Here is a 13,236-nt window from a genome sequence, read left to right as displayed (position 1 = left end):
TTGCTGCGACGCACCATCCCTGGTACCGTCAAAGCCGAACCTGAGGGACAGTATTTTGTTCGATTGCGCCCTGCATTTCCGCTTTCTGCAGAAAGCGACGGAAGCCATGTTCGAGATGGGGCAGGCTTCCGTAGCCGCAGGCTTGGCGTGTCAGAAACGCCTTTACGACGACATGACGCCGGAAGGTCTCCTCGCGCCTGAACCTCCTGCACCGCAGCCCTTGGCCTGGTCTGCTTGGTTCGGTGATTGGACCCCGGTGGCCCACGCGCCCGCACCCTTCCAGAACGAAATCATGCAGGCGTGGTTGGCGATGGCCGGCGCATCTCTCGCTTACTGGCCCGGCGCGACGCAGGCCGTCGCCGCGTCGCGCGTATTTCCGGGCGGCGATACGTTCTGGCCCGCATCGGTTCAGGCATACTGGGGCAGTTCGCCTTGGACGCTCTATCAGGGTCCCATGATGGCGATGATGCTGTCCTACGGCGTGCCGTATGCAGTGGCGGCACCGACGGCCCGGGCAAGCACATCAGCGATGGATGCGGCGGACGCCGCATGTACGCAGTGGCGGCTCGTATTTGGAAATCCCGAAGGACGCCAAGCGATGGACCGGCACTTCGCGCCGCGTTCGCCGTGGTCGGCCTATTTGCACTGAAGATAAGCCCCGCCCGACGAGGGATCGACCCGGCAGGCGCTACGGATTCAACCTGAAACCCCTATTGCGCGTCAGGCTCCGGAGCTGAACCGGAAGCGGGCGCAGCCGCGGCATCCGCGTCGCCAACAGCAGGAGCTGGCGCGGCGTTGACCGTTTCGGGCTTCGGCTTCGGCGTCTTCTTCACGGCGGCCGTCTTCGTCTTCTTGGCAGTCTTGGTTGCATCGGCCGGAGGAGCCGCAGCGGCCCCATCGGCAGCCGCCGGCGGCGCTGCTGCGCCGTTCGTGGCCCACGGCAGAACTTCCGGCGTGGCGCCAGTCGCCTTGGCAGCTTTTGCGGCCTTCTCTTCTTCTCTCTTCAGAATTGCCAGGGACCGGCACCGGGCCTTCGTCGGCTTGCCCGCGTCGTTGGTGCCCGCCGCAACCCAGATGCAAACTTTACTGAGTTCGCCGCAGGCGTTCTCATCGATATTGAAGCATGGCGAATTCGCTTTCGCCGTCTTCGGCTTTTCGGCGGGCTTTGTCGTTCCGTCGGTTGCAGCCGGCATGGCCGAACCATCAGCTGGCGCCGGAGCCGGCGCGGCGGCAGGAGCAGCCGCTGCCTTCTGCTTGTGTTTGACCGTAGCAGCTGGAGCTGGCGCCGCGACGGAATCCGTCGGATGCGCAGTCGGATCGCTGCTGTCGGCGGACTTCTGGAGATTGTCGTGAGGCGTGAAGGCCGGGACTGCCGCGGGCTGCGGCGCCGCCTGATCAGGTGCCTGAGCTGGCGCCGCCGTTTGTGCCGGCGGATCGTCCGGTGGGATCGTTACGGTGATCTCTTCGGCGGCCAGCGGCAGCGCCATGGCGCAGCCGAGCAAACCTAACCACACCAGATTCCCGACGATGCGATTCGACCTGATCACGGCCGCTCTCCCCCGATGAGATATATTCCCGTGCTTCTATCAGTTGACGTTGGACAGAAACATCGCAAACACCTTTGCGAAGCCTTTTTTGTGTTCATGAGTTTGCTGCGGTGCGGAAGCGGTTAATGCGCGTCATTTGCGCCACAAATACCCGCCGGGAAGCCATCGCCTAAGCCCGCATCCGGCTCAAAACGTTGGAAAATCAAGCCTCATTCATTCGGGCGCGCGCTTCCTCGCCCAGGCCAAAGCTTGGTCGAGCCGGTCGTCTCCCCAGAACATTTCCCCATCCGGCGTGCTGAAACTCGGCGCACCGAATATCCCGAGCGCCTGCGCCTCTTCCGTATTGGCCCGCAACTCCGACTTGACCGCGATATCCGTACTGAGCCGCCGCAGATCGTCCGCCTCGAGACCGGTGCTCGTCAGGCAATCCGTCAACACAGCGTCATCGGAGATGTCCAAACCCTTGGCAAAGGCCGCGGCAAAGACCGCACGGCTGAATGCGGCGTCCGCGCCTTTGCTTCGCGCCGCGATCGCAAGGCGCGCCGCCTTCAATCCGTTGGCCGGAAACGACGCCGGCATCTGGAAAGGAATTCCGCGCGACGCCGCGGTGCGTCCAATGTCCCGCACCATGTAGCGGCCCTTCGCCGGATAGATATTGAAAGGCGAGGTTTCCCAGCCCTGCGATTTGAAAATCGGCCCGAGCAGAAATGGCTTCCAATCGACGGCGACGTTGGCCTCGGCTGCCGTTTCCTCGATCCGCATGGCGCTCAGGTAAGAGTAGGTCGACGCGAACTCGTACCAGAAGACGATAGTCGGTTTCATTGCGCTTCCTCAGTTGAGCCCGCTGTCGTTAATGTCTAAGCCCGATTGCGACATGTAGGACATGGCATCAACCGGACTTGCAGGCAGCGCCGCCGACCCTATAGTGCCGCGCGTTTCCGTCCCATTCCAAATTCGAAAGCCAGATCTCCCATGAGCGCCGCGCCTAAATCCGTGAAAAAGGTCGTTCTCGCCTATTCCGGCGGTTTAGACACTTCGATCATCCTCAAGTGGCTGCAGGAGACCTACGGCGCCGAAGTCGTGACGTTCACCGCCGACCTCGGACAGGGTGAAGAGCTGGAGCCGGCCCGCAAGAAGGCCCTGATGCTCGGCATCAAGGAAGAGAACATCTTCATCGAAGACCTGCGCGAGGAATTCGTCCGCGATTTCGTATTCCCGATGTTTCGCGCCAACACGGTCTACGAAGGCGTTTATTTGCTCGGCACGTCCATCGCCCGTCCGCTGATCGCGAAGAAGCAGATCGAGATCGCCCGCAAGGTCGGCGCCGACGCCGTCTGCCACGGCGCGACAGGCAAGGGCAACGATCAGGTGAGATTCGAGCTCGGCTATTATGCGCTCGAGCCCGGCATCAAGATCATCGCGCCCTGGCGCGAATGGAAGTTCAAGGGCCGCGAAGACCTTCTGGATTTCGCTCGCCAGAACCAGATCCCCGTCGCCAAGGACAAGGAGGGCGAGAGCCCATTCTCGGTCGACGCCAACCTTCTGCACTCCTCGTCGGAAGGCAAAGTGCTCGAAGACCCCGCGACGAAGCCGCCCGAGATGGTCTATCAGCGCACCATCTCGCCGATGACCGCGCCCGACAAGGTGACGACCATCAAGATCGGCTTCGAAAAGGGCGATCCCGTCTCGCTCGATGGCAAGAAGCTTTCGCCCGCCACGCTCTTGAAGGCCTTGAACGATCTCGGGCGCGACAACGGCATTGGCCGTCTCGATCTCGTCGAGAACCGCTTCGTCGGAATGAAATCGCGCGGCGTTTACGAAACACCCGGCGGCACGATCCTGCTTACCGCCCATCGCGCCATCGAAAGCCTGACGCTCGATCGCGGCGCATCGCATCTCAAAGACGAGATCATGCCGCGCTACGCCGAGCTGATCTACAACGGCTTCTGGTTCTCGCCCGAGCGCGAGATGCTTCAGGCCCTGATCGACAAGAGCCAGGAGAACGTCGAGGGCGAAGTAACGCTCGAACTCTACAAGGGCAATGTCATCGTCATCGGCCGCGCGAGCCCGAAGACACTTTATTCGCCGACGCTCGTCACGTTCGAAGACGACAAAGGCGCTTACGACCAGAAGGACGCCGAAGGCTTCATCAAGCTCAATGCGCTGCGTTTGCGCACGCTCGGCCAACGAAACAAGACGTAAGTCTCGTTTCTCCCGCTCGCTGACCGCGAGCCTCCGCCGTGACCATCTGAGACGCCCCACAGAGCGTCCAGATGGCACCGAGGTTGAAATTGCGACGCTCGTAGTGAAAAGTGCGGCCTTCCTCCGTCCGGAAGAAGGATTCGATGCCTCACGAAACACCCCTGATAGCTACGATCGTCGTCGGCCTCAGTTTGGCCTTCATATTTGGAGCGATAGCGCAGCGTCTCCGCGCTTCGCCGCTCGTCGGATACCTTATTGCAGGCGTAGCGCTCGGCCCGCGAACGCCCGGTTTTGTTGCTGATCAGACGATCGCCTCCGAGCTCGCGGAAGTCGGCATCATCTTGTTGATGTTCGGTGTCGGGCTGCATTTCTCGATGAAAGACCTCTGGTCGGTCCGAGCCATCGCGATCCCGGGCGCCGTAGTTCAGATCATCGTCGCGACGCTGCTCGGCTTAGGCCTTTCGCTTCATCTCGGCTGGCAGCCGGGAGCCGGCATCGTTATGGGCCTCGCGCTCTCCGTCGCAAGTACCGTCGTATTGTTGCGAGCGATGCAGGCGAGACGGCTTCTCAATACCGAACGTGGCCGCATCGCCGTCGGATGGCTCATCGTCGAAGACGTCGTGATGGTGCTGACGCTGGTGCTGCTGCCGGCGCTGCTCCCACTGTTCACCGCCACCACAACGGACGTGGCGACAAGCCAAGCTGAGAACTTCGATCTTCTCAAGACGTTTGCAGTCACCGTACTCCAGATCGTCGCCTTCGTTGTTCTGATGCTCGTCGCTGGCCGCCGAATTATTCCATGGATTTTGCACTACGCTGCCCACACCGGATCTCGAGAACTCTTCCGCCTGGCCGTACTCGCGATTGCGCTCGGAACGGCCTTCGGAGCGGCCAAGCTGTTCGGCGTGTCATTCGCACTTGGCGCCTTCTTCGCCGGCATGATCCTGAGCGAATCGACGCTCAGTCAGCAGGCGGCATCTGAAACACTTCCGCTGCGAGATGCCTTTGCGGTGCTCTTCTTCATATCCGTTGGCATGTTGTTCGATCCGGCCATTCTTCTCCGCGATCCTCTTGCCGTCATAGCGACGCTGACGATCATCATCGTCGGCAAATCGGTGGCGGCCTACGGCATTGTTCGCGCATTCGGCTATCCCGCGACGACCGCGCTCACGATTTCAGTCAGCTTGGCGCAGATCGGCGAGTTCTCGTTTATTCTGGCGGGCCTAGGCGTCACGCTCGGCGTCTTGCCCGAACTGGGCCGGGAACTCGTCCTGGCTGGCGCCATCGGCTCCATAATGCTGAACCCGCTGCTCTTCTTCGCGCTCGACCGGTATGAGGAGAAGCTCGAAAAGCGAGAGGCGGCGAACGCGCCTCAGCCGGCACCGCCCGTCAAAATCGAAAAGACGGCGTTGCAGGACCACGCCGTATTGATCGGCTATGGCCGTGTAGGACGTCCTATCGGCGAAATACTGGAACGGCGGCATATACCGATGTACGTCATCGACGAGAACGATGACGTCGTGAACAAGCTCAAGGAAAAGAAGGTTGAAGCAGTCGCGGGCAACGCCGTGGCCCTTCTCAAATTTGCAAATCTGCAGCAAGCAAAATGTCTGCTCGTCGCCATCCCCGACAGCTTCGAAGCAGGGCAAATTGTGGCCCAGGCCCGGGCAGCGAACCCCGGGTTGCCGATCATCGTGCGAGGTCATTCCGACGCTGAGGTAACGCACCTCCAAGCTTGTGGTACAAATATCGTCATCCAGGGATCACAGGAAATCGCCGACGCAATGGCTGCACGAGTTCCGTAACGACATTAAATTCTGAACCGGTATGAAGTTCAAATAGAGGTTGAGACCATGATCGTCATTACGAGAAACGGCGAGACCACGGTGCTCACCGGCTGGCGGGAATGGGCGGTCAAGTTTGTGATATTCGTGGCGGCGGTCCTGCTGTTCGCCGTCATGGCATTCCTGATGCTCGGCATCGCGGTAACAATCGGCGCCATCGCGCTCATCGTCATCCCGGCACTAATCATCGTCGGCCTGTTTGCATCGATGTTCGGCAGGCGCGCCTGACGGTTTCGCACTGGCACAGCCGGAACGGACGCGCCGCACACTGACGAGTTAACGATCTGTTAACGAATCAATCGGCATTTTACATTCCACGGGACCGGCTGGCCCCGATGGCGTCAGGGCGTTTCACTCGGCACGCGCCCCATCATCGGCAGCCGCTCCCGCTTTTTTTCAGGTGCTGTATTCTACGGCTCCTTGCATGTGCTCCCCGTCGTCAAGGCCCCGCCTCGGCCCTTCGACCGCACCAATACCGTCATCTCACCATCGTCATTGTCGGATAGGACCCTCGACCGCGCGAATTTGCGGTGTGACGCACCTCCTCGGCCATCTCTGGCCTTGACGAGGGGGTCTCGATCCCCGACATCGCGTGCTCGATGATAAAATGCGTCTCGAAACGATAATTGTGAGGACCTGAGAATGAACGCAGTGGCGGACAAAACGCCGGTGGTGACGCCCGCCGAATGGGCGCCTCAAAAGGCGATTTGGACCGCATGGCCGGCCGATCCGGATGAATGGCGCGGCGATCTCGAAACGCCCCGTCGCGACGTGGCGGCGCTCATACGCGCGCTCAGCATCGCCGGCAACAAGGTCCGGCTTCTCGCGAACGGCGAAGAAGCGCGCAACTCGGCGCTCGCAGCACTCGGCGATGCGGCCGAAATCATCCCCGCGAAGTACGGCGATATCTGGCTACGCGACACCGGCCCGATTTTCGCACGGAGCCGCAACAACGCCGTTGCTCTTCGCTTCAAGACAAACAGCTGGGGCGGAAAATACGATCTCCCCGATGACGCAACCGTCGGCGACGACGTTGCCGAGCTTGCGAAGACGCCCATTCGCCGTTTTGATTTTGTGCTCGAAGGCGGCGCCGTCGACCACGACGGAGAAGGCACGATCCTGACGACGCGGCAGACGTTGCTCAACCCCAATCGCAATGGCTGGACGAAAGAAGCAGCTGAACAGGCGCTCTCCGAAGCGTTCGGCGCGAAGACGGTCATCTGGATCGATGAAGGCCTCAAGAACGACCACACCGACGGGCACGTCGACAACATCGCGCGCTTCGTCGCGCCTGGCCGCGTCGTCTGCCAGGCGCCCGCCGGCCCCGATGATCCGAACGCTGAAACGTTGAACGCCATCGCGGCGCGCCTTGAAGCCGCGACCGACGCGCTCGGCCGCAAGCTCGAGGTCATTCGCATTCCGGGTGTCGGCCTTTACCGCAATGCCCTTGGTGACGTTTCGCCGGCTTCCCATATGAACTTCATAATCGCCAACGACGTTGTCGTTGTGCCGATTTATGGAACTGCGACAGAGGCAGACGCGCTTCAGGCTTTACAGGCCGTTTTTCCCACACGCGCAGTTGTTGGCGTATCGTCTCGCGGTTTGCTTGGCTGCGGACTGGCCGGCGGCGGATCATTTCACTGCATCACACAACAGGAGCCCCTGTAAGATGGCGCGACGCTCGATCACGGTCGGCAGCATTCAGACGTCCTACGGACACGATATCAAAATCAATATCGCCAAGACGGAAGCGCTTGTTCGCGAGGCCGCTGACCGCGGCGCAGAAATCATTCTGCCGTCCGAGCTGTTCGAAGGCATCTACTTCTGCACGCGTCAGGACCCGAAGTGGTTTGAAACCGCGCATCCGGTGATGGAGCATCCGTGCGTGATCGCACTCCGCGAGATCGCGAAGTCGCTGAAGGTCGTCATCCCGATATCGTTCTTCGAGAAGGACGGCCCCCGCTACTACAACAGCATCGCAATTGCCGACGCAGACGGCGAAATCCTCGGCGTTTATCGCAAGAGCCATATTCCGGACGGCCCCGGCTACCAGGAAAAGTATTATTTCCGGCCGGGCGATACCGGCTTCAAGACGTGGAATACGAAACGCGGAAAGATCGGCGTCGGCATCTGCTGGGATCAATGGTACCCGGAAAGCGCCCGCGCCATGGTTCTCCAAGGCGCCGAGATCTTATTCTATCCGACCGCAATCGGATCGGAACCTTACGATCCGTCACTCGACACGCATCTCCAGTGGCAGCGCGCGATGCAGGGCCACGCCGTTTCGAACTCCGTGCCGATCGTTGCAGCCAATCGCATCGGCGAGGAAGACAACGATGGCGTGAAGCAGAAGTACTACGGCCACTCTTTCATCTCTGACCACCGCGGCGAACTCGTCCAGAAATTCGGCGCGCAGGACGAAGGCGTTCTCATTCACACCTTCGATCTCGACCTCATCGAAACGTATCGCGCCGAGTGGGGATTCTTCCGCGACCGCCGCACCGACCTCTACGCGAAGAGCATCATCTGAGCGGATACGTTTGCGTCTCATCGCGATAGCGAGAGGCGAATAAGTTTACTCCCTGCCAATGAGCGTCGTCGCACCGCGAAAACCGGTGCGACGATTTACGCTTGCCCATCGTTATAGCTGTGTGGCTATATATCCTTCTGACTATAACGAGACGTTCGGTGCGGGGGCACCGCGTAAGAAAGAAATTGGGGGGAAGATGTCGCGGATTGCGTTGGCCGCCGTAGCGGCCGTGTGCGTATTCGTTGTTGAATCGCATCAAGCAGAAGCTCAACAGGCGCCGACACCAGGTGGCGATGTAACGGCCGACGAGGCCTCGGTTCTCCCACCTGTCGTTGTGCAGTCGCCGACCGAACCGCTCGGCCGCCGCGCCCAACCAAAGTCTGCCCCGCAAGTTGTGAAGGCCGCCACGTCCGGCACGGCGAAAGAAAACACCGCCGACGCGAGTGAAGGATCTGCAGGCGGCGCAAGTCCTACCGGCTCAACGTCAAAATCTGGCGGTCCCGCGATCGGCGTATTCACGCTCGGCCAGATCGACATGATCGGCGGCAGCACCGTCACCAACGAAGCGATGTGGACGTTCAACAAGAACTCGCTCGATCAGGCCGTCAACCTGTTGCCCGGCGTGTCGTCGACCAACTCCGGCGGCAGCCGCAACGAAAAAGATATCTTCGTGCGCGGCTTCAATCGCTACCAGGTGCCGCTGTCGATCGACGGCGTGCGCGTTTATCTGCCGGCCGATAACCGGCTGGATTTCAGCCGCTTCCTGACGCCGGACCTCGCGGAAGTCCAGGTTGCAAAAGGCTACGTCTCCGTCCTGAACGGTCCAGGCGGCGAAGGCGGCGCGATCAACCTCGTGAGCCGCAAGCCGACGAAGGAAATCGAACTCGAGGGCCGCACCGGTCTCGTCACCGACGGTGATCTCAGCAGCCTCAATTCCTGGAACGCTTACGCCTACGCCGGCACGCGCCAGAAGGGCTACTACGCCCAGGTCAGCGGCAACATCGTCGACCAGGACCACTTCAACCTCTCGCACGACTTTAAGCCCGCCAATTCCTCGACACTCGGTTATAACCAGGGCGTCGCGGCGGGCTTCCCGTATCAGAGAAGCGGCGAACGCGATAATTCTGACTTCCGCGATTGGCGCATCAACGCCAAGGTCGGCCTGACCCCGAACGCGACCGACGAATACAGCATCAACTACACCAATCAGCAGGGCGAAAAGGGCGCGCCGCTGAGCACCGAACGGCAGATCGTGCAGGGCTACTTCAACGGCAACACGGTTCGTTATTGGGATTGGCCGCAATGGGATACGTCATCGCTGTCCTGGCTGTCGAAGACGAAGCTCGGCGATGCGTCATACGTCAAGACCAACGCCTACTATAACACCTTCCAGAACTCGATCTCGTTCTATCCGAACGCGACCTATACAAACCAGTTCACCGACAGCCCCTACGATGACTATTCCTACGGTGGCTTCGTCGAAATGGGCACAGACCTCATTCCGATGAACACGCTGAAGGGCGCGATTCACTTCCGTCGCGACTTCCACAATGAGCAAAGCATCAACTACAAATACGTACCGACCTATTCGGTTACCCTTGATCCCGCGAAACGGCAGTCGGAAGAAACGTGGTCTTTCGCTCTCGAGAACACGTTCCACGCCACGCGCTCACTCGATATCGTAGCCGGCACGAGCTACGACACTAATCAAGTTCTCTATGCCAACGGCGGCACCGATAAGCCCGACGTCGATGCCTGGAACTGGCAAGCCGCAGCGATCTACAGCTATAGCGACACCGGCAAGGTCCACGCCGACGTATCGAGCCGCACGCGCTTCCCGACGCTGTTCGAGCGCTACAGCACGCGCTTTGGCTCGAAGACGGCAAACCCCGACATCGCTCCCGAGCGCGCGACGAACTACGAAATCGGCATCAGCGATACCGTGTTCCGAAATGTCCACGTATCGTCGGCGATCTTCTATGCCAACATCGACGACAGCATTCAGAACGCCTTCTCGGGCGGCGCCAACAGCAAGAACTCGATCATCGGCTTCAACGCCGATGGCTATAACTACGGCTTCGAACTGTCGGCCGACTGGGACGTGATGCCCGGGCTGCGGCTCGGCGGCAACTACACCTATCTCGAGCGCCACCTCGACTTTGACTCAGCAACGCTCGCCCCAGGCTCGACGACAACGGAGTATAATTCAGTCGCCGCCACGCAGCTCGAAGGCACGCCCCGGCATAAGGCGCTCGTTTATCTCGCATGGAAAGCCACCGACAGGCTGACGCTGACGCCGAGCGTTGAACTCGCGACCGACCGCACGGCCCTCGTCACCAGTTGCTCATCGACGCTTGTGAATACGACAGGCGCCGCCAACGCGACCGGCAACTGCGGTAAGACGAGCGGTTACACCGGCAAGCCGAACTACATTGATCTCGGCGCCTACGCTCTGGTGAACTTCCAGGCTGAATATACGTTTACCGAGGGCACCTCAATTGCGATTGGCGCCATGAACTTGCTCGATGAAAATTATTCTCTGGCAGATGGTTTCCCCGAGCCAGGGCGGCAGTTGTTCGCTAATGTGCGGGCTCGCTTCTGATGAAGAGGAGGTCCGATGAAAATCAGTGCAAGAAACGTCATCAAAGGAACGGTCGTCGACGTCCATAAGGGCGCGACAACCTCCCACGTACGGATCGATGTCGGCGGCGGCACCATCGTGATGGCCTCGATCACCAACGAGGCCGTTGATGACCTCGGGCTCGTCAAAGGCATGGCGGCGTCCGCCGTAATCAAAGCGACCGACGTCATGGTGATGGTAAACTAGCATGAGAAAATTCGGATTGTTGCCCGTCGCTGCCTGTACTGTCGTGCTGGCAGCGGCATCGACGGCTTTTGCTGCCGAGACCGGGGGCTGCGATAGCTTTCCCTGGCCGATCAAGACCGAACTCCAATGGATGAAGGCTCCGGACAGCGAAGCTTTAAAATCCGGCGCAAAACTTGCCGAACCACCCGCAAAAGCCATGACGCTTTCGCTCGAACCGATGAGCGCCGTGGTCTTCCCCGTTGCGCCGACAGGCAGACTGAAACCGGAAGGCGACGTTTACGGCGGTATCGTCGATTTCCAGAGTCCGAGCAGCGCACCTGGCCTGTATCAGGTCACGCTCCAATCCCCCGGCTGGATTGACATCGTGCAGGATGGCAAGCCGTTGAAGCCGACAGCACACAGCGGCAAATCCGATTGCGATGGAGTCAGAAAGACACTTCGCTTTAATTTGGATGCCACACCGTTTACCGTCCAATTCAGCAACATTAAAAAGGACTCGATCAAGTTCGCCATCCGGCAAGCCGAGTAGAGGCCGGGCGATAAGAGTCTGAAGGACTTTTTCACTCGGCGGATTGGCAGGACTGACATGAATTACCTTGCCGATACGCCGAGACTGGAAATCTTCCGCCTCGCCGGAATTCCGATCAAGGTCGACATCACGTTCGCTCTGGTGCCGCTATTCCTGATCGGCATCTTCCAGCAATCCCCGGTTGCCTTCTCCGTCCTCGTGGCCGGAGTCTTTCTGTCGGTGCTCCTCCACGAAATCGGTCACGCACTCGTCGCCCGGCTTTTCGCCGTCCCAGTCGGTGAAATTCTTGTCGGCGGGTTCTACGGCTGGACCCGGATGCTCCGCCCGCCCCCGTCCAAACTCGCAAACATCATCATCCTGTTTGCGGGCCCCCTGACCAACGGGCTGATCTTTCTTCTGGGCTGGAATGCTCTCGGCCAACCCGAAGTCGGCTTCAATGGCCGCTTCGGCCCGATCGACCCCGCACCATGGCTCGAAGACAGTCCGTGGAAGTTGCAAGCCGCGCTGACGCTCGGCGGCATCAACCTGGCGATGCTCGTCTTCAATCTGCTCCCGGCCTTTCCGCTCGATGGCGGCAGGATCTATCGGGACATGCTGGGCGCGATACTGCCTGAAGCGGGTGCTGTCCGGACGATTGCCCTGCTCGGTGTCATCGTCGGATTATGGGCCGCCTTTATCGGGTTTCGCATCAATCTCGTGATGCTGCTGATCGGCGCCCAGATCGCGATCATCAACTGGTCGATCTTGAAGCAGCCCGCCGACGGGGAAAATAATTAGCGGGCGGCATTTGCAAAAGACCCGCTTCTCCGGGCATATCTCGCGCCTAGCGTAGCGCCCGCCGGAGTTTTGATGTCATGACCCGCGTCTCCGTCAACCGCACGCTCTCGCGGCTGTATTGGCTGCTCGCCGTGGTACTGCTTTTGCTGCTCGCGTCGAAGTTCGCCGACGACGTTCCGGGCCTTCCGCCCTTTGTCGTCTCCGCTGCCAGCAACGTTTACGAATTCATGCGCGACATGTCGTTGCTGATCGCGACGGGCGGCGTCGCCTATATTTCCAACGTCTTCCAGAAGCGGTCGAATTTCATCGATAGCCTCGAAGAGGAATGGCGCAACATCGTGCGGACGAAATCCGTCCTGCTGTCGACCTGTGAAAAGCCTTACCTCGCGACCGACGATTATCTCGCGGCGTACTACCGGATCAGCGAGACGATCGACACGATGCGCATCGTCTATCGCAACACCGGCGAAACCGATGGCCTGATCGGCCTTTATCCCTATGCCCCGCTCCATGACATGCGCCGGGCGCTTCAGACGCTCGATCCAAGGGTCACGCCGGAGGCATCGAACGAGAAGAAGGCACTTGTCCGCGATGCGATTTTGCAAGCGTTCGCGGCACTTCGCGAAACCTTCCTGGAAGAGCTCGACCTGGAAGAGCCGCAGCATCCGTTATTGATCCCCGGAAGCCGCCGCCTGAAGACCCCGGGGGCGGCTGTCTCGGCGCTCGTCGTCGCGGAGAACCAGCGGCGGCGCCTTGAGCGCGAACCCTCTCCGCGGCCCGATATTGACGAATTTCTAACAACCCTGCGGACCGAGGAAGAAGCCTCAAAACCGGCGACTGAAAGCGTCCCTGTCCGCTAGCAGCGTCCTGAGCGGTCTAATCGGGGTGGATATGCGCCTCTGCGGCACCACATAACAAATATCGTGCCAAAGGGCGCCATGTCGGGCTTTCCGACTGATAAGCCGCACCCTAGATTTCCG

Annotated in this window: 13 protein-coding genes; 11 read left to right on the top strand and 2 right to left on the bottom strand. The window is 60.2% G+C overall.

From position 1 onward, the window contains the following. The first annotated feature begins 55 nt into the window (after positions 1 to 55). The gene (locus tag AACL53_RS20455; protein WP_339086461.1) at positions 56 to 649 is read left to right on the top strand and encodes a hypothetical protein; all 594 of its coding nucleotides are present in this window, start codon (positions 56 to 58) and stop codon (positions 647 to 649) included. Positions 650 to 710: 61 nt separating this feature from the next. Here AACL53_RS20455 and AACL53_RS20450 read toward each other — a convergent pair whose 3' ends face one another. Both AACL53_RS20450 and AACL53_RS20445 read right to left on the bottom strand, forming a co-directional pair. Next, the gene (locus tag AACL53_RS20450; protein ID WP_339086460.1) at positions 711 to 1,547 is read right to left on the bottom strand and encodes a hypothetical protein; all 837 of its coding nucleotides are present in this window, start codon (positions 1,545 to 1,547) and stop codon (positions 711 to 713) included. A gap of 213 nt (positions 1,548 to 1,760) precedes the next feature. Then, the gene (locus AACL53_RS20445; RefSeq protein ID WP_339086458.1) at positions 1,761 to 2,369 is read right to left on the bottom strand and encodes a 2-hydroxychromene-2-carboxylate isomerase; all 609 of its coding nucleotides are present in this window, start codon (positions 2,367 to 2,369) and stop codon (positions 1,761 to 1,763) included. A gap of 150 nt (positions 2,370 to 2,519) precedes the next feature. Between AACL53_RS20445 and AACL53_RS20440 the strand changes: the two genes are divergently transcribed. The 10 genes from AACL53_RS20440 (at position 2,520) to AACL53_RS20395 (ending at position 13,116) form a co-directional block, all read left to right on the top strand. Further along, a complete protein-coding gene (locus AACL53_RS20440) occupies positions 2,520 to 3,749 on the top strand; it encodes an argininosuccinate synthase (RefSeq protein ID WP_339086456.1) in 1,230 nt (409 codons plus the stop codon). Positions 3,750 to 3,892: 143 nt separating this feature from the next. Next, positions 3,893 to 5,554 (top strand): YbaL family putative K(+) efflux transporter, encoded by a 1,662-nt coding sequence (gene ybaL, locus AACL53_RS20435; protein WP_339086455.1) that lies wholly within the window; start codon positions 3,893 to 3,895, stop codon positions 5,552 to 5,554. A gap of 48 nt (positions 5,555 to 5,602) precedes the next feature. Then, the gene (locus AACL53_RS20430) at positions 5,603 to 5,821 is read left to right on the top strand and encodes a hypothetical protein (protein WP_339086454.1); all 219 of its coding nucleotides are present in this window, start codon (positions 5,603 to 5,605) and stop codon (positions 5,819 to 5,821) included. A 414-nt stretch (positions 5,822 to 6,235) separates the two neighbouring features. Beyond that, complete coding sequence (locus AACL53_RS20425; RefSeq protein ID WP_339086453.1) at positions 6,236 to 7,261, top strand: agmatine deiminase family protein; 1,026 nt, start codon at positions 6,236 to 6,238, stop codon at positions 7,259 to 7,261. A 1-nt stretch (position 7,262) separates the two neighbouring features. Further along, the gene (aguB, locus tag AACL53_RS20420) at positions 7,263 to 8,123 is read left to right on the top strand and encodes an N-carbamoylputrescine amidase (protein ID WP_339086451.1); all 861 of its coding nucleotides are present in this window, start codon (positions 7,263 to 7,265) and stop codon (positions 8,121 to 8,123) included. A 196-nt stretch (positions 8,124 to 8,319) separates the two neighbouring features. Then, a complete protein-coding gene (locus tag AACL53_RS20415; protein ID WP_339086449.1) occupies positions 8,320 to 10,725 on the top strand; it encodes a TonB-dependent siderophore receptor in 2,406 nt (801 codons plus the stop codon). Between the two features lie 15 nt (positions 10,726 to 10,740). Further along, a complete protein-coding gene (locus tag AACL53_RS20410) occupies positions 10,741 to 10,950 on the top strand; it encodes a molybdopterin-binding protein (RefSeq protein ID WP_339086447.1) in 210 nt (69 codons plus the stop codon). Between the two features lies 1 nt (position 10,951). Beyond that, positions 10,952 to 11,479 (top strand): hypothetical protein, encoded by a 528-nt coding sequence (locus tag AACL53_RS20405; protein ID WP_339086445.1) that lies wholly within the window; start codon positions 10,952 to 10,954, stop codon positions 11,477 to 11,479. 57 nt (positions 11,480 to 11,536) lie between these two features. Continuing rightward, positions 11,537 to 12,256 carry a site-2 protease family protein gene (locus tag AACL53_RS20400; protein ID WP_339086444.1) on the top strand — a complete coding sequence of 240 codons (720 nt, stop codon included), beginning with the start codon at positions 11,537 to 11,539 and terminating at the stop codon, positions 12,254 to 12,256. A gap of 77 nt (positions 12,257 to 12,333) precedes the next feature. After that, complete coding sequence (locus AACL53_RS20395; protein ID WP_339086443.1) at positions 12,334 to 13,116, top strand: hypothetical protein; 783 nt, start codon at positions 12,334 to 12,336, stop codon at positions 13,114 to 13,116. Positions 13,117 to 13,236: the final 120 nt, after the last annotated feature.

The sequence above is a fragment of the Hyphomicrobium sp. ghe19 genome (genome assembly GCF_902712875.1).
Classification (GTDB): domain Bacteria; phylum Pseudomonadota; class Alphaproteobacteria; order Rhizobiales; family Hyphomicrobiaceae; genus Hyphomicrobium_B.
Note: the sequence above shows the minus strand (reverse complement) of the source record. Positions and strands in the feature narration are given on the sequence as shown.